A 21062-nucleotide genomic window follows, 5' to 3' on the forward strand; every position below is an offset into this window, starting at 1 on the left:
TTCTTGTAAAATTGTAAGCGATTGGTAATATAATGTAAGGAATTTGTCATAATATTGAGGGAAAATAGGTATATAATAAGAGGAGAAAGAGTATGATAAGGAGGTAGAATAGTGACAAAAGAGCGAATTTATCATCTCTTGCATCATTTCTATAATCTCTTAATAAATGATTTTCCACGAAATGGATTAATTACGAAAGGAATCTACGAAGTAGAGCAAGTCTACCAAACCTTAGAAGCCATTCCTCAGAGTCAGGAGTACTTGATCCGCTGTGAAATTCAACAGTTTTTAAAGGAGCTTGAACAAGTTCAAACAGGTTATCAGATCCGCTTTAATAAAGATGAAGTCTTAGTGTTAGATGATTTGAAGCAAGAAATCGCCAGTAAATAATGAAAGGTCGTTATTTTCTCAATTTATTACGAATTAATAAGTGAGGAGGAAATTATGTACGACATATCATTTATTGAACCATCTTTGCTTCCTAGGGAGCGCTTAGTTTCTGAAGGGGTGGATAAGCTAAGTCATCAGGAATTGTTATCCATTCTCTTACGGACAGGTAACAAGCAAAAAAGCGTTTATGAGATTGCACAAGGTCTTTTGAGCTCGGTAAATAGTTTAAAGGAGTTAGGGCAATTAACCCTAGAGGAGCTACAGGAAATCTCTGGCATTGGGCGAGTGAAGGCCATCGAACTTCAGGCTGTTATTGAGTTTGGACGAAGGATTCATAAAGATGAACTAATGAGTTCCGAACAAATCATGAGTAGTCAGAAATTGGCCCATAAAATTCAACAGGAAATTGGCCATAAAAAGCAGGAGCACCTAGTTGCCCTTTATTTGAATACCCAAAATGAAATTATTCATCAACAGACGATCTTTATTGGAACAGTGAATCGAAGTATCGCGGAGCCGCGTGAAATCCTGCATTATGCACTGAAGCACATGGCAACCTCCATTATCTTGGCTCACAATCATCCATCTGGTGCTGTGTTCCCCAGTAAAAATGATGATGAAGTCACTCAGCGAGTCTTAGAGGCCTGTGAAGTAATGGGGTTGACCCTATTGGATCATTTGATTGTATCCGAAGAAAACTACTATAGTTATCGAGAAGAAACGGATTATTTGGTATAAAAAAGGTTGGAACCTTCTTGTTCCAACCTTTTTGTTGTTGAAGTATAAGTCTTTATTCTTCGTTTTTACGCATAAAATAAAGAAGTGTTTGCAATTCACTAGTAAGATCGACATATTGGACAACAACCTCTTTAGGAACTGTCAGATGGACTGGAGAAAAGCTTAGAATTCCTTTGACACCGGCATCTACTAAAAGACTAGCAACTTCCTGCGCTTTAATACTTGGGACAGTTAAAATTGCTGTTTGAATGCCTTCTTTTTTGAGATTCTCTTTGATCGTAGAAATCCCATAAATGGGGATCCCATCCTTACTTTTGGTATTAATCAGTTCATGATCATCTACATCAAAAGCCATGACAATTTTCATCTTATTGCGTTCATGGAAGCGATAGTTGAGGAGCGCACTTCCCATATTTCCGATCCCCACAATAGCGACATTGGTAATGGCATTGTCATTTAAGAGATCGGCAAAGAAGTTCATCAGTTTTTTTACGTCATAACCAAATCCACGTCTTCCTAATTCACCAAAATAAGAAAAATCTCGGCGAACGGTAGCAGAGTCAATCCCAATTGCATCAGCAATTTGCTTGGAATTGGCGCGCTCTATTTTTTCAGAGTTAAAGCGTTTAAAAATTCGGTAGTAGAGCGATAAGCGTTTTGCTGTTGCGCGTGGAATTGGAGTATTTTTATCATGTTTCACAATATCACAACCTTTCCCTCTTATTGTATAGGAAGATTGTGAAAAAATCAACTATCTAGAGTGTTTTTTCAAAAATATTTTTGTCTAAAGAAAAAGCTGATGGCGATGGAGAGTTCCATCATCATCAGCTTAGTTTTCAGCTTGCTCTACCTTTTTCAAAAAAGCATAGAGTCCATCGACTCGTCCTGTATAGGGGAGTTTTTCTCCCTTGTATTCAATGGATACGATTGAGTAAGAGTCAGGCAAGGTTACACAGCCTGAAAAAGCTAGGATGCAGGCTGCAAGGTTGGGATAAGTAGTTGTTCGTTCTACTTGGTAAGCGTCGATATAAGTTAGGGTTACCATATTAAACCTCTGTTTTGTTGAAAATTTCTCTTTCGACGAGACTATCCATTAAGAAATAGAATTTTTGTTGGATAATATCATTTTCTGGATTTTTAAAGATATTAACCAGGCGAAGCCCAGACTTGTCTGTAATATTGATCTTAAAACCTGTCAAATCTTTATTGAAAATGATTTTAAGTAGGAAGCCTTCGCCGCTATTTGGAACGGCTTCGAGCAAACGATTTAACTCGTAATTTCCAACTTTTGTAACAGCGAATGTATTGTCACGTAAGGTATATTTTTTTACATTTGGGTGTAGACTATAGGTATATTTGCAGTCTTTCAATGAAACACTTGTTTCAAAAGCCATATTGTTCTCCTATGATAAAATTTCTTTAAGCTTTGTGAGGAAGTCTTGGACCTCCTCTATGGTATTGAGTTCTGAAAAACTAATTCGAATGGATTCTTTTAGGCGTGAACTATCTTTTCCATAGAGCGCCTCAAGGACATGGCTGGGTTGAACTGTACCAGCGGTACAAGCAGAACCTGTAGAGACAGAAATTCCAGCAAGATCAAGTCGCATCAATAAGACATCATTTTGGACGCCTGGGAAGCCAAGATTCCAAACAAATGGAAGATGATCGTCACTAGCATTTACATAGTAATCGTATGTCCCTAAACCATTGACTAGTTCTTGGCCGAGTTTTTGAACCTGGTTGAAATTTTCTTCTTGACGAAGTGTAGCTTGCTGAAGCGCGGTTGCCATCCCGACAATAGAAATGAGATTTTCCGTACTGGCTCTCATCTTACTTTCCTGATCCCCACCATGTAAAAGATTATCAAAATCTGGGGAGGTTGCATAAAGGAAACCGACGCCCTTTGGTCCGTGGAATTTGTGGGCAGAAGCACTGAGAAAATCAATTCCCAACTCTTCGGGATAGACAGGGACCTTTCCGATTGCTTGGACCGCATCAACGTGAAAGGCAGCTGGATGATCTTTTAAGAATTCTCCGATTTCTTTAATCGGTAGAAGATCGCCTGTCTCGTTATTGGCAAACATGGTAGAGACAAGAATGGTATCCGGTCTAAGTGCAGCCTTGATATCACTAGCCTGAATGCGTCCATCTCTTGGTTGGACGATCGTAACTTCAAATCCGAAACGTTCTACAAGGTATTCGATGGGTTCGAGAACCGCATGGTGTTCCAAAGCGGTCGTAATGATGTGTTTGCCATCTGCTTGGTGTTTCAAGCAGTAGCCTTTTATAACGGTATTATTACTTTCTGATCCACCTGAAGTGAAGAAAATACGATTTGGAAGAGTATGGAGAGACTGAGCAATCTGCTCGCGAGATTCTCGGAGAAGTTTACTAGCCATCCGTCCATGAGCATGAAGGCTCGATGGATTTCCAAAAGTGGTCTTCATAGTTTCAGACATTTTATCAATGACTTCAGGTAGAAGGGGAGTTGTTGCGGCATTATCAAAATATATCACATTAAGACCTTATTTCTTGTGGTAGGCAAATAGAGGACTAACAGGTTTTCTTTCTTGAATGCGAACAATAGCTTCAGCGATCAGTTCGCTAGCTGTCAGATAGTTAATATTTTTTGGTGTTGGTCCATTTGGAGCAACAGAATCGGTTACTAAGATTTCTTTGATCGGAGCTTGGTCTAATAATTCAACAGCTCCTTTTACAAATAAACCATGGCTTGATACAGCATAAATTTCAGTAGCACCTTCGCGTTCGACGATTTTCGCAGCTTCTGAGAATGTCTTACCAGTATTGAGGATATCGTCAATCAAGATCGCTTTCTTATCTTTGACATCCCCGATAATATAGCCATAATCACGGTTTGCATCATCTTGCTCGTAATCAATGATCGCAATCGGTGCATCAAGATATTCAGCTAAACTACGAGCCCGTTTAACACCTGAGTTTTTAGGGCTGACGACTACAACATCAGGACCAGTTAGACCTTTGTTGATGTAGTGCTCTGCAAAAAGTGGAATGGTAAAGAGGTTATCTACGGCAATATCGAAGAAACCTTGAACTTGCACTGCATGGAGATCCAGTGTGACGACGCGATCCACCCCAGCTTTGACCAACATGTTTGCGACGAGTTTAGCAGTGATTGGTTCACGAGGAGCAGCAGTCCGGTCTTGGCGGGCATAACCGAAGTAAGGCATGACCACATTGACAGTATTTGCGCTGGCCCGTTGGCAAGCATCTACCATAATTAACAGTTCCATCAAATGATTGTTCACAGGGAAACTGGTTGATTGAATGATATAAATATCATATCCACGAACACTTTCCTCAATATTGACTTGGATTTCACCATCTGAGAATTGACGGGATGAAATTTTCCCAAGTGGAACCCCAGCATGATCCGCGATTTTTTGCGCAATCTCTGGATTTGAATTGAGAGAGAAGAGCTTCATATTTTTTTTATCTGACATGTGATTCCAACCTCATTTAGATTTTTGATCTTAGCACTATTTTAGCAAAAATTTGCGATAATTTCAGCTATTTTACAATCTTTCCGCCAATCTGGCGATTTTATTTTTTGCAGCTTTGTAGACGATTCCATGCTCTTTGATGAACTGATGGAAATTTTCTTCCTGCTCAGCAGTTTCGACCTCGATTTCTAATTCATAATCTTCAGTGTCTAAATAGAGACTGTGGTCTAGTGCCACCAATCCTGCAGCTGTTTCTTTTTCGAAGCGTTCTGTTGTTAGGCTTCCCCAGACAGCGAGTTGCTCAACAGGGATTTCTTTAGATATCAAGAGGTTTTTGATTTCCCCGTCAGGAAACTGTTGGTGTTGAAGGATCGCTTCGGTTTCTTCTGGGCTGAGGTCTTGATTGTACTCGAAATGGCCAACTGCTTCAGGGACCTTGAGAGTCAATTCAGCCTGATCTGTGAAAGTACGCACCCGCAAGGCCATTTTTTCCTTACGGATGAGCTGGTCGGGTGTATCGATATAGTGATTGGTTTGAACAACCAAATCTGTATCAGCAAAAAGTGGAAGAAGGGATTGGTATTCCTCCTTGTCTAGCAAGGTTTTGTATTCAATTTCTAAATGGTTCATTTTGTAGTCCTTTGCTTTTTTTCGAAAGCGATTCATGATATAATAAGAGATGTGTTTATTGTATACAAAAATGGTTCAGATTACAAGGTGGTAGGATGGCAATTGATTGGGAAAACTTCTTAGATCCGTATATCCAAGCAGTTGGGGAATTAAAAATCAAACTGCGTGGGATTCGTAAGCAATATCGTAAACAGCAAAAGCATTCTCCAATTGAGTTTGTCACAGGTCGGGTCAAGCCGATTGAGAGCATCCGTGAAAAGATGATCCGAAGAAATATTTCTGAAGAAAATTTGGCTCAGGATATGCAAGATATTGCTGGTCTTCGCATCATGGTCCAGTTCGTAGATGACGTCGAAGAGATCCTAGAGGTTCTGAGACAACGGCAGGATATGCGCGTGGTCCAAGAGCGAGACTACATCCGCCATAAGAAATCAAGTGGCTACCGGAGTTACCACGTCGTTGTCGAGTACCCGGTCGATACCATTGATGGAAATGAAACGATCTTAGCAGAGATTCAAATTCGGACCTTGTCCATGAATTTTTGGGCAACCATTGAACACTCGCTCAATTATAAATATAAAGGAGACTTTCCAGACGAGATCAAAAAACGCTTAGAGACGACAGCAAACCTGGCCTATCTCTTGGATGAAGAGATGGGGGCAATTCGGGATGCGATTCAGGAAGCTCAAGCCCTGTTTGATCCACTTCATCGTAAGTTAAATGATGGCGTTGGAAATAGTGATGACACAGATGAAGACTACAGGTAAAAAAGTATCCATTATTCGCAATCGCAAGCGTCAAAGTGAAGAGGTTTTTCAGCAGTTGCGCTACAAGCTTCGGAAAAATAATTTTATTTTGACGGAGAAGCACCCGGATATTGTGATTTCAATTGGTGGCGATGGGATGTTGCTATCAGCCTTTCACAAGTATGAACACCAGTTGGATCGGGTGCGATTTGTTGGCGTCCATACCGGACACTTAGGATTCTATACGGATTACTTAGACAGTGAAATCGATAAGCTGGTTGAGAACTTAAAATATGATACAGGCGCTAAGGTTTCCTACCCTATTTTGAATGTCAAGATTACTTTCGAAAATGGGGAAACCCGTACCATGAGAGCGTTGAACGAAGCAACGATTAAGAGAAGCGACCGGACCATGGTTGCTGATCTCACGATTAATGGAGTGGATTTTGAGCGCTTCAGAGGAGACGGGATTACCGTTTCGACTCCTACAGGAAGTACGGCTTACAACAAATCCTTGGGAGGAGCAGTCCTTCACCCAACTATTGAGGCGCTGCAGATTGCGGAGATCGCCAGTCTCAACAACCGCGTTTATCGTACCTTGGGTTCTTCTGTCATTGTCCCTAAAAAGGATAAGATCGAGATTACACCGACGCGTCCTGGCTTTCACATTATCTCTGTTGACAATTCAACCTATTCTTATCGCAATATTGCAAAGGTAGAATACCAGATTGACAACCATAAGATTAATTTTGTGGCAAGTTCCAGTCACACCAGCTTCTGGAATCGGGTCAAGGATGCCTTTATCGGAGATGATAGAGAATGAGATTTGAATTCACTGTCGATGAGCATGTCAAGATCAAGACCTTCCTGAAAAAGCACGAGGTTTCTAAGGGTCTCTTAGCAAAGATTAAGTTTCGTGGTGGCCAGATCCTTGTCAATGGACGTCCGGAGAATGCAATTTATTTGTTGGATATTGGGGATCGCTTGGTCATTGATATTCCAGCAGAAGAAGGTTTCGAAACCCTAAAGCCCATGGATCGGCCTTTGGATATTTTGTTTGAAGATGATCATTTTTTGGTCTTAAACAAACCCTTTGGGATTGCTTCTATTCCAAGTGCGATTCATTCCAATACCTTAGCCAATTTTGTAAAAGGCTATTATGTGAAACAGGGCTACGAGAACCAGCAGGTTCACATTGTCACTCGCCTGGACAAGGATACTAGTGGCGTCATGCTTTTTGCCAAACATGGCTATGCCCATGCCCGCTTGGATAAGCAATTGCAGTCTAAAACGATTCAGAAACGCTATTATGCCTTGGTCAAGGGATCTGGGAAGCTTGATCCTGTCGGAGAGATTATTGCTCCGATTGCGCGTGATGAAGATTCAATTATCACCCGAAAGGTAGCTAAAGGTGGCAAGTATGCTCATACAAGCTACCAGGTTGTTCAATCTTTTGGTGATATTCACCTAGTGGATATTCAGTTACACACAGGTCGAACCCATCAGATCCGCGTTCATTTTTCCCATATTGGTTTTCCGCTCTTGGGAGATGATCTCTATGGTGGAAGTTTAGAAGACGGCATTGAGCGCCAAGCCCTTCATTGTCATCGTCTATCCTATTATCATCCATTTCTAGAGGAAGAATTGGTCATAGAAAGTCCACTGCCTCCAGATTTCCAAGCTGTATTAACACAGCTTCAAATAAGTTATTAATTATTAAAAGGAGTAAAACTCATGGAAGTTTTCGAAAATCTCAAAGCCAACCTCGTTGGTAAGAATGCACGTATTGTATTACCAGAAGGTGAAGAACCTCGTATCCTCCAAGCGACAAAACGCATTGTGAACGAGACAGAAGTAACCCCTGTCTTGCTTGGTAATCCGGATAAAATTCGGATTTATCTTGAAATCGAAGGGATTTTGGATGGATATGAAGTCATCGATCCTCATTCTTATCCAGGTTTTGAAGAAATGGTAGCTTCCTTAGTAGAACGTCGTAAGGGCAAAATGACAGAAGAAGAAGCGCGTCAAGTCTTGAAAGATGACGTTAACTATTTTGGTGTCATGTTAGTGCACATGGGAATTGTTGATGGGATGGTATCTGGTGCGATTCACTCAACAGCCGCAACTGTTCGTCCGGCTCTTCAAATTATCAAAACTCGTCCAAATGTAAAACGGACTTCAGGGGCTTTCCTTATGGTTCGTGGATCTGAACGCTACTTGTTCGGCGACTGTGCCATCAACATCAATCCAGATGCTGAAGGATTAGCCGAAATTGCTATCAATTCAGCTATCACAGCCAAGATGTTTGGTATTGATCCAAAAATTGCTATGTTGAGCTATTCAACAAAAGGATCTGGTTTCGGTGATAGTGTTGATAAGGTTGTAGAAGCGACTAAGCTTGCCCATGAACTTCGTCCAGACCTTGAAATTGACGGGGAATTGCAATTTGACGCAGCCTTTGTCCCTGCAACTGCAGCCTTGAAGGCTCCAGGAAGCAAGGTAGCAGGTCAAGCCAATGTCTTTATCTTCCCTGGTATTGAAGCAGGTAACATTGGATACAAGATGGCAGAACGTCTTGGTGGCTTTGCGGCGGTAGGTCCAGTTTTGCAAGGGTTGAACAAACCTGTCAACGACCTTTCTCGTGGATGTAATGCAGATGACGTTTACAAATTAACCTTGATTACAGCAGCTCAAGCTGTAGAACAATAAGTAATGCATTTAGAGAGTGGGACAGAAATCGGTAATTCGTTAAAATTCGATTTCGTCGTCCCACCTCCGCACAGTTGAGTAGGGCTGTAAAAGCTGATGAAATCAGCGTAGTAGAGCCCACTCAACCACTGCGTCTTGCTCGACAATCCAAAAATAATTGAGAGGCTAGGACTTTTGTCCCAGCCTCTTTTTCTTTATAAAATCAGAATTTCTAAACTCTAACTCATTCTATGGTATACTAGGAATATGTTAGATGTAAAAGATTACGGGATTACCATGTGGGAGGAGGAAAAAATCGCCTCTTTCCGAGAAAAGTTATTAGCCTGGTATGATGCCCATAAACGGGATCTCCCCTGGAGAAGGACCCAGGATCCTTATAAAATTTGGATCTCAGAGATTATGCTCCAGCAGACACGTGTCGATACGGTGATTCCTTATTATGAGCTTTTTTTAGACTGGTTTCCGACGGTCGCTGATTTGGCTCAAGCTCCTGAAGAAAAACTCTTAAAAGCTTGGGAAGGCTTGGGATATTACTCACGTGTCCGCAACATGCAGAAGGCTGCCCAGCAGATCATGGAGGACCATGGGGGTGTTTTTCCATCAAGCTATGACGAAATCTCAAAACTCAAGGGAATTGGGCCTTATACAGTTGGTGCCATTGCTAGTATTGCCTTTGGATTACCAGAGCCAGCAGTGGATGGCAATGTCATGCGGGTTCTAGCCCGCTTGTTTGAGGTGGACTACGATATAGGAATCCCAACCAATCGTAAGATTTTTCAAGCTATGATGGAAGTCTTGATTGATCCAGACCGTCCTGGTGATTTTAATCAGGCTTTGATGGATTTGGGCTCAGATATTGAGTCCCCAGTCAATCCACGTCCGGAAGAGAGTCCTGTCAAGGAGTTTAGCGCGGCCTACCAACATGGGACTATGGATCGTTATCCCATTAAGGCTCCTAAGAAGAAACCACTACCTGTCTATCTCACAGCCTTTATTATCAAGGATAGTCAAGGACGCTATTTGCTGGAGAAAAATGAGCGAGAAGGGCTTTTATCGGGTTTCTGGCATTTCCCCTTGATCGAAGTGGATTGCCTGTCTGAGAACCTAGGCCAATTATCATTACTGGATAGTAAGGGGGAAGCAGAGAGCAACCCAGAAATTCTTTCTTTTGAACAGGACTATGACTTAGCCATTGATTGGCAGGACAGATCGTATCCTATCGTCCAGCATGTCTTTTCGCATCGCAAGTGGCAGGTTCAGATCCGATATGGTCTGGTAAAAGAAGGTGAAGAGTTAGCAAGTGAATCGACGGTTTGGTTAACACCAGAAGAATTTTCGGACTATCCTTTTGCTAAACCTCAGCAGAAGATTTGGACATCTTTTTCGGAAAATGAAAAATAGCTAGAGACTGATCTCTAGCTATTTTTTTATAAATGAGCGAATGCTTTGATTTCTTCTTCAGACATAGATGAGTCGCAACGAACAGTGACTTCGCCAGATTCGACATGTAAAAATCCTGGGACAGTTGGAATGCCGTAAGTTGAACGGAAGGCTTGTAATGCGTCTAGCTGACTTGGTTCTTCACTATTAATGAAGTAGATATGAGCTTTTGTTTCAGCTACGACAGTTGCCAACTTAGCAGCGAACTTCCGGCAGTAAGGACAAGTCTTGCGTCCGATAAAGAAGGTTGCTGTTTCTTTTTGATCGATCGCTTCTTGCGCACGCGCGACAGTTGTGACTTCAAGATCTTTAATATCTTCTAAAAATTGTTCCATGAGATTACCTCGCTTTCTTCTATGTCTAGTATGCCATATTTTCTATAAAATCGCTGGTATTTGCTACGAAAGAAAGAGAGAGTGGGACAGAAATCGGTTATTCGTTAGAATTCGATTTCGTCGTCCCACCTCCGCACAGTTGAGTGGGGCTGTAAAAGCTGATGAAATCAGCGTAGTAGAGCCCACTCAACCACTGCGTCTTGCTCAACAATCAAAAAATAATTGAGAGGCTAGGACTTTTGTCCCAGCCTCATGTTTTAGCCTACAAAAGCATTGATTTCTGCTTCGATATTAGCAATTTTTTCTTTAGCATCTGCTTCAGATTCACCAACTGTAGCGATGTAGAATTTGATTTTTGGTTCTGTACCTGAAGGACGAACGGCAAACCATGAATCATCAGCCAAGATGTATTTAAGAACGTTACTTGGAGGAGTTGTCAATTTTTCAACGCCGTCAGCAGTAGTAGCTGTTTGTTCCAAGAAGTCTTCTGTCTTAGCAATGTCTGTCTTGTTAAATTGTTTAGGAGCATTGCCACGGAATTTATCCATGATTTTCTTGATTTCAGCAGCCCCGTCAACACCTGAAAGGGTAACAGAGATTGTTTTTTCTGCGAAGTAGCCGTATTGTTTGTAGATTTCTTCGATACCATCTGCCAAAGTCATACCACGTGAGCGGTAGTAAGCTGCGATTTCAGCAACGATAAGAACGGCTTGGATAGCGTCTTTGTCACGTACGAATGGTTTGATCAGGTAACCGAAGCTTTCTTCGAAACCAAGCATGTAAGTATGGTTGTGTTGTGTTTCAAATTCATGGATTTTTTCACCGATAAATTTGAAACCAGTCAAGACGTTAAACATTGTTGCGCCGTAGCTTTCTGCAATCTTAGTCACCAACTCAGTTGATACGATGGATTTACAGAGGGCAGCATTGGCAGGAAGTGTACCAGCTGTTTTGTGAGCTTCAAGAATGTATTTAGCAATGATCGCTCCGATTTGGTTACCAGAAAGGTTTAGGTAAGAACCGTCTGGTTGGCGGATTTCAACACCAAGGCGGTCAGCATCTGGGTCAGTTGCAACCAATACATCAGCGTCTACTTTGCGACCAAGCTCTTCAGCAAGAGCAAAGGCAGCTTGGTTTTCAGGGTTTGGAGATTTAACAGTTGAGAAGTCAGCATCTGGAACAGCTTGAGCTTCAACAACTTGAACAGCTTCAAATCCAGCTTGGGCAAGAGCACGACGAGCCAACATTTCACCAGTACCATGAAGTGGAGTGTAGACAATCTTCATGTCACGACCGTATTCATTGATCAAGTCTTGGTTGATGTTAACGCCTTTCACTTCTTTCAAGTATTCAGCGTCGACATTTTCACCGATAACTTCGATGAGACCGCTAGCCTTGCTTTCTTCAAGGTCAGCCAATTTTACAGTGAAAGGATTTTCGATAGCACGGATGTAATCTGTCAATGCATCAGCATCTGCAGGTGGCATTTGTCCACCGTCTTCACCGTAAACCTTGTATCCGTTAAATGGAGCAGGGTTGTGGCTAGCTGTTACCATGATCCCAGCAAATGTGTGGAGATAACGAACAGCAAATGATAATTCAGGTGTTGGACGAAGGCTTTCAAATACATACGATTTGATACCGTGTGCAGCCAAAACTTGAGCAGATTCAAAAGCAAACTCAGGAGAGAAGTGACGGCTATCGTAAGCGATCGCAACTCCGCGTTTCTTCGCTTCCTCACCTTTTGAGTCGATCAATTGGGCCAAACCTTCAGTTGCTTGGCGAACAACGTAAATGTTAATGCGGTTAGTACCAGCACCAATCAATCCACGCATACCAGCTGTACCGAATTCAAGGTTGGTATAGAAGGCATCTTCTTTTGTTTTTTCATCCATTGCGACCAACTCATCACGAAGGTAAGCTGGTAATTCAGCAAAGTCGAGCCATTTTTGGTAGTTTTCTTGATAGGTCATGCAAGCGTCTCCTTTTTGCTTATAATTTAATCGCTTACATTATAGCAAATTTTTTCAGAAAATTCTAGCGATAATTGTAAATCTTTTCAAAAAAAATAGAGCTAATTCACCATCAAAAAAAGCCAAGATAAATTGGTCTTGGCTTGAAAGGTTATTTTAATTTTTCAAGAGATGGAACGACTGCACTGGTAATGAGTACTGTCGCAATGACTTCGATGAGAGAGTTGGTAGATACAATCAAGGCTAGGAAATGTTGAATCCCACCACCGAAGCTATTTCCAAAGAAGAAATAAATCCCACTTAGAACGAAAATAGTATTGGTCATAGAGCCGACAATTCCAGCGATCACAAGTCCTGTACGATTGCGAATCCAACGATAGACGAAGTAAGGGGTTACCCCGATGAGAATCCGAGGGACTATGGCAATGATAAGGGAGTAGAGATTCCCGTGAGGAACAAAGGGACTAAAGAGATAGCTGGCTGGTGTTATAATCAGGGTATTCATAGTGAGGCTAAAGAGTCCCATGAGGAGTCCTAAGATAGCTCCAATCCGTGGACCGTATATGATAGAGGCGATCACGACAGGAATATGAACCAAGGTTGGTTGAATTCCTGATGGAACAAATTGCAGAATGAAGGACGTCACAAAGTGAATGGTGATCATCACCGCAAAAAAGATGGCAATTCGTGAAATAGAAGATGATTTTCTCATAAACAATTCTCCTTAACAGTTTCTACAATAGTTTCTACAGGCGCTAGAGCTCCAGCACCTTTGTCCCCACAAGCAAGAACAGCATCACGAGGTTGGATAATCTGGTAACCATAGTCTTGTAAGAGTTTTAGATTTCGTTGGGTAGCGGGATGTTCTAGCATTTTTGTATTCATCGCAGGGGCCAGTAATTTTTTAGTTCTTTGAGGCAAGGCTAGAGCTGTGCTTGTGACCATATTATCTGCCAGTCCCATAGCCAATTTAGCAATGGTATTGGCACTGGCTGGCGCGACAAGAAAGAGGTCAGTTTCTTTCCCAATGTTGATGTGCTCGATCCGCTGTGGATCGTCTTCCATCATAACATCTAGCCCTACTTGATTTTTTGAAAGAACTTGCAAGGTTAAAGGGGTGATAAATTTTTGGGCTGAAGGAGTCATGAGGACCTTCACTTCAAAGCCCAATTTGGTTAGTTGGCTGGTAATATCAGCAGCCTTATAGGCGGAAATACTACCGGTAACCGCTAAAGTAATGTGTGTCATATGTTCCTTTTTATTTGATATAACGTAGGATAGCCTCTGCGATTTCTGTTTTCGTAGAAGCTTCTAGGACGTGATCATCTGTCACTAGATAGGCTTGATGCTGACCGTTCTGAATCTTGGTCAGATCATTGGCAATGATCATGCTGGCATGATTTTTAACCAGGCTTTCACGCGCTACCTGGATCAACTCTTCAGAAGAAACGTCGACTAATAGCTTAAAGCCGATCAGTTGAATAGCAGGGTTCCATTCTTTAACGAGCGAGATAATCTTCGGATTTTTCTTTAGAAAGAGTACTTGGTATTCTTCTTTGGAAGAGATTTTGGTTTCCTGATTTTCGCGATGTAGAAAGCTATGGAGATCCTGAGCTTTCTCAACTTCCTCAAGGCCTGTCATGTAAACAGGTGTATAGTCTGAAACAGCCATAGCGTGAATCAAAACCTGATGATGAGGGACTTCTGTTTTCATTTGTGCGACTAGTTCTTCGACATTCTGGATCAATAGAAGACGAAGCTGTGGGTGAGGATCAGGTTTAAGCGCGGTAGGCGTTGTGATCAAGGTCACCTGATGTCCCTTAGCAAGAACTGTTTCTGCAAGGATTTTCCCTAGGCTCCCGGTGGAATGATTGGTGATTGAACGAACACTATCAATGGCTTCGCTCGTCCCGCCTGATGTAATTAAAATATGCATATGCTTATTTTACACAAAAAAGATACGTAAGTAAAGTTCTGAAGCTATTAGGATTAGCTATGTGTAGCCATAAAATTTAGATAAAAAACGAACGTTCGATTCAAAAGGTGGGAAAACCATGTTATTTTCGCGAATTTTAGGTATAATAGATCTATCAAATATAAAGGAGTCCCTTATGAAAACAGATATCGAAATTGCTCAAAGCATTGAACTCCAACCGATTGTTGACGTTGTTAAGAAGATTGGTTTGGTTGACGATGATCTTGAATTGTATGGAAAATACAAGGCAAAATTGAGCTTTGATAAGATTCGTGAAGTTGAGAAAAATCCAGTAGGAAAACTTATCTTAGTCACTGCGATCAACCCAACTCCAGCTGGAGAAGGAAAATCAACCATTACCATTGGTCTAGCAGATGCTTTGAATAAAATCGGTAAAAAAACCATGATTGCTATTCGCGAACCTTCTTTAGGTCCGGTTATGGGGATTAAAGGTGGTGCTGCTGGTGGTGGCTATGCCCAAGTTCTACCGATGGAAGACATCAACCTTCATTTCACAGGGGATATGCATGCGATCACAACGGCTAATAACGCCCTCTCAGCATTGATTGATAATCATTTGCATCAAGGAAATGAGCTAGGTATTGACCAACGTCGGATTATCTGGAAACGGGTAGTGGACTTGAATGACCGCGCTCTTCGTCATGTCTCTGTCGGTCTTGGTGGTCCTTTAAATGGGATTCCGCGTGAAGACGGTTTTGATATTACCGTTGCTTCTGAGATCATGGCCATCCTTTGCCTGGCGACAGATATTGAAGATTTGAAACGTCGTTTGGCCAACATCGTGATTGGTTACCGTTATGATCGTAGCCCGGTTTATGTCCGTGATTTGGAAGTGGAAGGGGCTCTTGCCTTGATCCTCAAAGATGCGATCAAGCCAAACTTGGTTCAAACCATCTATGGAACACCTGCCTTTGTCCACGGTGGTCCATTTGCCAATATCGCCCATGGATGTAACTCTGTGTTAGCAACGACGACAGCTCTTCATTTAGCAGACTATACGATTACAGAAGCAGGTTTTGGGGCTGACCTTGGCGCTGAAAAATTCCTCGATATTAAAACTCCAAACTTGCCTACATCACCAGATGCGGTTGTGATCGTAGCAACTCTCCGTGCTCTTAAGATGAACGGTGGAGTGACCAAGGATGCTTTGACTGAAGAAAATGTAGAGGCTGTTCGTGCTGGTTTTGCCAACTTGAAACGTCACGTTGAAAATATCCGTAAGTTTGGCATTCCTGCAGTGGTTGCCATCAATGAATTTATCACTGATACAGAAGCAGAAATTGCTGCTTTGAAAGAATTGTGTGCTGAAATTGATGTTCCAGTTGAGCTTGCGAGTGTATGGGCGAATGGTGCGGACGGTGGAGTTGACCTTGCTGAAACCTTGGTTAAGACCATCGAAACAAGTTCAGCTAACTACACACGCTTGTATGATAACAACCTTTCTGTTGAAGAAAAAATTGAAAAGATTGTTACAGAGATTTACCGCGGTACGAAGGTGAATTTTGAGAAGAAAGCCAAGACACAAATTGCTCAAATCGTGAAAAATGGTTGGGATAAGTTGCCAATCTGTATGGCCAAAACACAATATAGCTTCTCTGATAATCCAAATGCCTTGGGAGCTCCTGAAAACTTTGAAATCACTATCCGTGAAGTGGTTCCAAAATTGGGAGCAGGCTTTATTGTCGCTTTGACTGGGGATGTCATGACCATGCCTGGTTTACCAAAACGTCCAGCTGCTTTGAATATGGATGTGGCTGCTGATGGAACAGCCATCGGTTTGTTCTAATAGCTAGATATCTAAAAACAACTTCTGTTCAAATGAGCAGAAGTTATTTTGGTCTTGTTAATCAATCACTATTCAGTAAGGAGTTGGTACCTGATTTTTCGATAGATTATGATGAGCTGTAGGGTCATGGGAATCCAGATAAGGGGTTCGCAGAGAATGACCCCCATGTAGCCGGTGTGAGGAATAATCCACAGAACGAAGAAAATTTTTCCAAACAATTCAATAAAACTGGATGTGAGTGGGGTTAATTTTTTACCCATTCCCTGTAGGGCATTTCTCAGGATGATGAGACTCGCCAAAATAGGATAAAAGCAAGAGCTGATCTGGAGATAAAGACTGGCATTTGCAATGAGATCAGGATTTGTCGAGCCGGAAATAAAGCTGGTTAAAGACGGACTTGTGAAGAATAGAAGAGCAGCAACCAAGACAGACCAAACCCAAGAAAGAAGGTTGGCAATGGTAACGCCTTTTTTGATCCGCTGGAATTGCTCTGCGCCAAAATTCTGCGAGATAAAGGTTGTGATACTTGAGACGATAGCTGTAATCGGTAAAACGGCAAAGGACATGATGCGACGGGCTGCGACCTGTGCACTGATAATGGTTGTTCCAAGCTGATTAATAGCGGATTGGAGGATAACTGTTCCAATCGAAACGATGGAAGTCATGAGACCCATGGCAAGGCCCTGACTTAGCAGATCCTTATTAAGCTCCTTGTCCCAAACAAAATCCTTGCGATGCGGGAGCAGAAAAGGGACCTTCTTACGAATATAGAGAAGACAAAGAAGGGCCGAAATACCCTGGGCAATAATGGTCGCAATTCCTGCGGATTGAACTCCGAGATGAAGTTGGGTAATAAAATATAGATCGAGAAGAATATTGAGAATGGCAGCGATAATCAGGAAGTAGAGTGCCGCTAAGCTATCGCCGACTGCTCTAAGAAGTCCGGCACAAAGATTATAGGCAAAGGTCACAGCCACACCATTAACAATAGTAGCGATATAGAGATAAGACTGAGACACAATGGCTGATGGGGTCCCTAAAAATTGGAGCAGGGGAAAAAGTCCGACAGCACCAATGAAGATCACAAAGAGACCGAGGATGCCACCAATAATAGCAGTTGCGGCGACTGATTTTCGTAATTGGTCTTCGTTTTTGGCTCCATAATTTCTCGCGATAATGATGCCCATCCCATTTCCAACACCGACAGCAAATCCAACGATCAAATCAAATATGGCAGAGGTTGCTCCAACGGCAGCCAATGATTTTTGACCTAAAAAACGCCCTACAATCATAACATCCGAGGTATTGTAGAGTTGTTGAAAGATATTGGACAAAAGAATAGGAAAGGCGAAACTCAAAAGAGCGGGTAAAATAGGACCATCTATGAGGTCCACACGTTGAATTCTTTTCATAGTGTCATTATACCAACTTCAGGAACTAGCGACAAGCGTCGATAGTTGAAGGCCCTTACATTTTTTGGTATAATCAGGGCAGAAAAGGAGGCTTTTATGAGCTTAACCAGCCAATTAATCACGGAAACGTTCCCAGATCTGGACAAGGTCGAGAGGCTGAATATCGAGGCATTTCCAGAAGAAGAGCGAGTTCCTTTGTCGGAATACCTGCGTTATACGGACAATGACGATGCTAATTTTTTTGCTTTTTATAACGAAGAAGAATTTGTAGGATTTGCTTTTTCTATCTATAATCAGAAAGTTTTTTATGTTAGCTTCTTTGCCATTATGCCCCACCTACGTAGCCACGGTTATGGTCAAGAAATCATTGAAAAATTGGTAGAATTTTACCAAAGAACCATGATTCTTGAAGTGGAACGTTTAGATGAAGAATGTGACAATCTAGAGCAACGTCAGTCTCGGATGGATTTCTATAAGCGTAATGGTTTTAAAACTGCTAATGCTTTTTTAGAATACGAAGGACTGAGCTTTGAAATTCTCTATCGGGGTGATCACTTTGACGAAGAGGCTTATCGCGATATTTTTCGTAAACTGCAGGAAGAAAATTATTTCGATTTCCGCATTAAATATAGACACTTTAGTGATCACTAGACAAGAAAGGGAGTGGGAAAGAACTCTGATTAGTTAAAAAGAGTTCGTATTCCCACCCCCGCACAGTTGATTAGGTCATCTTTGTAGCTTGAAAAGCGAACAAAGATGCCAATCAACCACTGCGTCATATAGTTACTTCTATCAAGCATAGAAGGCTGGACAGTTTTTGCCCAGCCTCTTTTAGTTTAGATATTTAATGAAGAACTCAATCAGTTTCATGATTTGTGTAAAGAACCAAGGCAGAAATAGAAGAGCTAGGAAGGTAACATGCCGTTTCCAATAAAGTGAAACCAAGCCAACGGTTTCTCGAATCCAAGCGGATGGGAGATAGTAAAAAGCTGTTCTTGAACCGATACTTCGACCAGGTATTTTAAATCGTCTCATAAAGACACCTGCACGGAGCGCGTGAAAAGAATTGGTTACCACAAGGACTCTCTTACCAAGACCCTCTTCTTCAAGGATACGCTTGCTAAAGGTCAGGTTTTCAAAAGTAGTACGAGAGCGATTCTCGATGAGAATGGCGTCTTCTGGAACCCCGTGTTCTATCAAGTATCCGGCCATAGCTTCCGCCTCAGCGATCAGCTCATCTGACCCTTGACCACCAGAAACAATCAGCTTTGGTCGTCTCTCAAACTTCTCATAGATGGCCTTTCCCTTCTCAAGACGCTGGGCCAAGAGTGGGGGAACCTTGTCTCCAATCAAACCTGAACCAAGGATGATGATGGCGTCTGGCTCTTTGCGAATTGGAAAGAGATTGCAAAAAGTTCCATAGGATACATAAGAGAGGTAGAGAAAGGTCATGTAAAACAGGGCAAAGTCAGTCAGATAAATGAGGATGTCATTCCCTGGGAAATAGGGTAGAAAATGTAGTGCCAAAGCTCCGATAATAAACAGTCCATAAAGCAGAGAGAGGAGGTTGGCCAGTCTTTTTCCTTCAAAAAGCATCATTTGACGGCCGTTAAAAAGGAGAAAGATAGATGAGAAAATAATGCTGAGAAAAACGAGGATGGAAATCACAACAAAGACAATCATTGCAATTTGTTGATTAAACCATAGCTCAGTTCGAACGACTAGTAGAAATGCAGAAATCAGTAGAAGAAGCCCCAGGTTTATCGAAAAGAGATAAGCATTGAAAAGCCTTCTGCGATCACTCATAAAGAACAATAAAAAAATAAGAACTGGAAATAACCAGAATAGATATAGATACATGTTTTGCCCCTCGTAAAATCTTACATCCATTGTACCATAATGACTGATAGAAATAGCGGATTGTTCATGCAAATAAGTTGCATTCTTCAAATGAATTTGATAAAGTTAAGATTATCGTTTTTTTAAGGAGATCGTATGTTACGAAAGGGTTCCCTGACAGGTTTATTACTGTTTGGTATTTTTTTTGGTGCTGGAAACCTGATTTTCCCACCGGCTCTTGGTGCTTTATCGGGTAATCAATTTTGGCCAGCTATTGCTGGGTTTGTCCTTTCAGGCGTGGGAATTGCCATTGTGACCTTGATTATCGGGACACTCAATCCTAAAGGTTATATTGATGAGATTTCTCGTAAGATTTCACCTGTTTTCGCGATTGTATACTTAGTTGCGCTGTATCTTTCGATTGGTCCTTTCTTTGCCATTCCAAGAACGGCGACGGTATCTTTCGAAGTGGGGATAGCCCCCTTATTAGGTGGAATGAATGCCAGTTTAGCACTTTTCATTTTTACCCTGGTCTACTTTTTGCTAGCCTTTCTGATTGCTTTGAATCCATCTAAGATTCTAGATCGGATTGGTCGTATATTGACCCCGATCTTTGCGATTCTCATTTTGATCTTGGTCGTTCTTGGGGCTCTGAAATACAGTGGACATGCTCCAATGGTGGCCACAAAAGCCTATCAGGCATCTGCCTTTGGGCAAGGATTTTTAGAGGGGTACAATACCTTGGATGCCTTGGCATCTGTTGCCTTTAGTGTAATCGCGGTGACTACCTTGAATCAACTTGGATTTTCAAGTAAGAAAGAATATATCAAGACCATTTGGATGGTTGGGATTGTCGTAGCACTTGGTTTTAGTGTGCTGTATATCGGTTTAGGATATTTGGGGAATCATTTTCCAATTCCGGCTTCTGTTATGGCATCTGATACCAATAAAGGGGTGTATGTATTATCAGAAGCGACCAAAGCGATCTTTGGTCCGACTGCTCAGATTTTCCTAGCAGGAATGGTGACGGTAACTTGCTTTACCACAACAGCTGGTTTGATCGTCTCTACCAGTGAATTCTTCCATAGCACCTTCCCTAAGGTTTCTTACAAGGTCTATGCAAGTGTCTTCACTTTGATTGGTTTTGCGATTGCAAACCTTGGCTTGAATGCCATTATTGCTTTCTCATTGCCAGTCTTGATGATTCTTTACCCAATCACCATTACCATTGTATTGATTGTGATAGTGAATAAATTTGTGGCTCTTTCAAAACCAGGAATGCAACTGACTATTTTCTTGGCCAGCTTGGTTTCTCTTGCAAGTGTTCTGGCAAGTACCTTTAAAATTTCACTAGTAGAAAAGGGGATTGCCTTGCTTCCATTTGCGGCTCAATCTCTTCCATGGTTAGTGCCGGTAGTCATCGGGATTCTTTTATCGCTCGTATTACCAAATAAACAAACGGCAGAAGAATAAGTTATATTAAAAACTCTAAAGTTTTGTGCTTTAGGGTTTTTCTTTCGAAACTAGTATCTAAATCCAAACTTTAGTAAAAAAACGTAGCAGAAATTTTTATTTTTTGTCAGTCA

At 41.7% G+C, this 21062-nt stretch carries 23 protein-coding genes; 10 read left to right on the forward strand and 13 right to left on the reverse strand.

Translation table 11 applies throughout. The features are described from left to right. Positions 1 to 111: 111 nt before the first annotated feature. A complete protein-coding gene (locus tag LPB220_RS05490) occupies positions 112 to 390 on the forward strand; it encodes a hypothetical protein (protein WP_021153142.1) in 279 nt (92 codons plus the stop codon). Between the two features lie 54 nt (positions 391 to 444). Continuing rightward, positions 445 to 1128 (forward strand): RadC family protein, encoded by a 684-nt coding sequence (radC, locus tag LPB220_RS05495; RefSeq protein WP_049506208.1) that lies wholly within the window; start codon positions 445 to 447, stop codon positions 1126 to 1128. A gap of 52 nt (positions 1129 to 1180) precedes the next feature. Here the strand turns inward: radC and LPB220_RS05500 are convergent, their stop codons facing one another. From LPB220_RS05500 to LPB220_RS05525, 6 genes are all read right to left on the reverse strand, one after another. Beyond that, the gene (locus tag LPB220_RS05500) at positions 1181 to 1828 is read right to left on the reverse strand and encodes a redox-sensing transcriptional repressor Rex (protein WP_150906012.1); all 648 of its coding nucleotides are present in this window, start codon (positions 1826 to 1828) and stop codon (positions 1181 to 1183) included. Positions 1829 to 1957: 129 nt separating this feature from the next. After that, positions 1958 to 2173: a DUF4649 family protein gene (locus LPB220_RS05505; RefSeq protein WP_003007180.1), complete on the reverse strand. Its 216-nt coding sequence runs from the start codon at positions 2171 to 2173 to the stop codon at positions 1958 to 1960. A 1-nt stretch (position 2174) separates the two neighbouring features. After that, positions 2175 to 2522, reverse strand: a complete 348-nt coding sequence (locus LPB220_RS05510) for a DUF1831 domain-containing protein (RefSeq protein ID WP_003015156.1) — start codon at positions 2520 to 2522, stop codon at positions 2175 to 2177. Between the two features lie 9 nt (positions 2523 to 2531). After that, positions 2532 to 3644 carry a cysteine desulfurase family protein gene (locus LPB220_RS05515; RefSeq protein WP_150906014.1) on the reverse strand — a complete coding sequence of 371 codons (1113 nt, stop codon included), beginning with the start codon at positions 3642 to 3644 and terminating at the stop codon, positions 2532 to 2534. Between the two features lie 9 nt (positions 3645 to 3653). Then, positions 3654 to 4610: a ribose-phosphate diphosphokinase gene (locus tag LPB220_RS05520; protein WP_003007186.1), complete on the reverse strand. Its 957-nt coding sequence runs from the start codon at positions 4608 to 4610 to the stop codon at positions 3654 to 3656. A 72-nt stretch (positions 4611 to 4682) separates the two neighbouring features. Then, positions 4683 to 5240, reverse strand: coding sequence for a CYTH domain-containing protein (locus LPB220_RS05525; protein WP_150906016.1), 558 nt, complete (start codon positions 5238 to 5240; stop codon positions 4683 to 4685). A 95-nt stretch (positions 5241 to 5335) separates the two neighbouring features. Here LPB220_RS05525 and LPB220_RS05530 point away from each other — a divergent pair, with 95 nt between their 5' ends. The 5 genes from LPB220_RS05530 to mutY all read left to right on the forward strand — a co-directional run bounded on the left by LPB220_RS05530 (position 5336) and on the right by mutY (position 10096). Then, positions 5336 to 6007, forward strand: a complete 672-nt coding sequence (locus tag LPB220_RS05530; protein WP_023918039.1) for a GTP pyrophosphokinase family protein — start codon at positions 5336 to 5338, stop codon at positions 6005 to 6007. Next, positions 5991 to 6809: an NAD kinase gene (locus tag LPB220_RS05535; RefSeq protein ID WP_282188909.1), complete on the forward strand. Its 819-nt coding sequence runs from the start codon at positions 5991 to 5993 to the stop codon at positions 6807 to 6809. The genes LPB220_RS05530 and LPB220_RS05535 overlap by 17 nt, the downstream gene beginning before the upstream one ends. Continuing rightward, a complete protein-coding gene (locus LPB220_RS05540; RefSeq protein ID WP_070665866.1) occupies positions 6806 to 7699 on the forward strand; it encodes an RluA family pseudouridine synthase in 894 nt (297 codons plus the stop codon). Before LPB220_RS05535 ends, LPB220_RS05540 begins: the two co-directional genes overlap by 4 nt. A gap of 21 nt (positions 7700 to 7720) precedes the next feature. Then, a complete protein-coding gene (pta, locus tag LPB220_RS05545) occupies positions 7721 to 8695 on the forward strand; it encodes a phosphate acetyltransferase (protein WP_150906018.1) in 975 nt (324 codons plus the stop codon). A gap of 246 nt (positions 8696 to 8941) precedes the next feature. Beyond that, entirely contained in the window at positions 8942 to 10096 is a 1155-nt protein-coding gene (gene mutY / locus LPB220_RS05555; RefSeq protein WP_150906020.1) for an A/G-specific adenine glycosylase, read from the forward strand. Positions 10097 to 10122: 26 nt separating this feature from the next. Here the strand turns inward: mutY and LPB220_RS05560 are convergent, their stop codons facing one another. The 5 genes from LPB220_RS05560 to LPB220_RS05585 all read right to left on the reverse strand — a co-directional run bounded on the left by LPB220_RS05560 (position 10123) and on the right by LPB220_RS05585 (position 14379). Then, positions 10123 to 10470 carry a thiol reductase thioredoxin gene (locus tag LPB220_RS05560; RefSeq protein ID WP_003011784.1) on the reverse strand — a complete coding sequence of 116 codons (348 nt, stop codon included), beginning with the start codon at positions 10468 to 10470 and terminating at the stop codon, positions 10123 to 10125. Between the two features lie 257 nt (positions 10471 to 10727). Further along, positions 10728 to 12443: a phospho-sugar mutase gene (locus LPB220_RS05570; RefSeq protein WP_150906022.1), complete on the reverse strand. Its 1716-nt coding sequence runs from the start codon at positions 12441 to 12443 to the stop codon at positions 10728 to 10730. Between the two features lie 151 nt (positions 12444 to 12594). Beyond that, complete coding sequence (locus tag LPB220_RS05575) at positions 12595 to 13155, reverse strand: ECF transporter S component (RefSeq protein WP_150906024.1); 561 nt, start codon at positions 13153 to 13155, stop codon at positions 12595 to 12597. Beyond that, the gene (gene coaC, locus LPB220_RS05580; RefSeq protein WP_003012082.1) at positions 13152 to 13691 is read right to left on the reverse strand and encodes a phosphopantothenoylcysteine decarboxylase; all 540 of its coding nucleotides are present in this window, start codon (positions 13689 to 13691) and stop codon (positions 13152 to 13154) included. The genes LPB220_RS05575 and coaC overlap by 4 nt, the downstream gene beginning before the upstream one ends. A 10-nt stretch (positions 13692 to 13701) precedes the next feature. After that, the gene (locus tag LPB220_RS05585) at positions 13702 to 14379 is read right to left on the reverse strand and encodes a phosphopantothenate--cysteine ligase (protein WP_150906026.1); all 678 of its coding nucleotides are present in this window, start codon (positions 14377 to 14379) and stop codon (positions 13702 to 13704) included. A gap of 175 nt (positions 14380 to 14554) precedes the next feature. Here LPB220_RS05585 and LPB220_RS05590 point away from each other — a divergent pair, with 175 nt between their 5' ends. Further along, on the forward strand, positions 14555 to 16225 hold the full coding sequence (locus tag LPB220_RS05590) for a formate--tetrahydrofolate ligase (protein ID WP_150906028.1): 1671 nt from the start codon (positions 14555 to 14557) through the stop codon (positions 16223 to 16225). Positions 16226 to 16293: 68 nt separating this feature from the next. On the opposite strand, the gene LPB220_RS05595 is transcribed toward LPB220_RS05590, so the two are convergent. Continuing rightward, complete coding sequence (locus LPB220_RS05595) at positions 16294 to 17637, reverse strand: MATE family efflux transporter (protein WP_150906030.1); 1344 nt, start codon at positions 17635 to 17637, stop codon at positions 16294 to 16296. A gap of 96 nt (positions 17638 to 17733) precedes the next feature. Here LPB220_RS05595 and LPB220_RS05600 point away from each other — a divergent pair, with 96 nt between their 5' ends. After that, on the forward strand, positions 17734 to 18288 hold the full coding sequence (locus LPB220_RS05600; RefSeq protein ID WP_150906032.1) for a GNAT family N-acetyltransferase: 555 nt from the start codon (positions 17734 to 17736) through the stop codon (positions 18286 to 18288). Positions 18289 to 18468: 180 nt separating this feature from the next. Here LPB220_RS05600 and LPB220_RS05605 read toward each other — a convergent pair whose 3' ends face one another. After that, the gene (locus tag LPB220_RS05605) at positions 18469 to 19497 is read right to left on the reverse strand and encodes a YdcF family protein (protein ID WP_150906034.1); all 1029 of its coding nucleotides are present in this window, start codon (positions 19495 to 19497) and stop codon (positions 18469 to 18471) included. Between the two features lie 135 nt (positions 19498 to 19632). Here LPB220_RS05605 and brnQ point away from each other — a divergent pair, with 135 nt between their 5' ends. After that, positions 19633 to 20949: a branched-chain amino acid transport system II carrier protein gene (brnQ, locus tag LPB220_RS05610; RefSeq protein WP_150906036.1), complete on the forward strand. Its 1317-nt coding sequence runs from the start codon at positions 19633 to 19635 to the stop codon at positions 20947 to 20949. Positions 20950 to 21062 lie beyond the last annotated feature (113 nt).

Origin of the sequence: Streptococcus sp. LPB0220 (assembly GCF_008727815.1) — a bacterium.
Taxonomy (GTDB): Bacteria; Bacillota; Bacilli; order Lactobacillales; family Streptococcaceae; genus Streptococcus.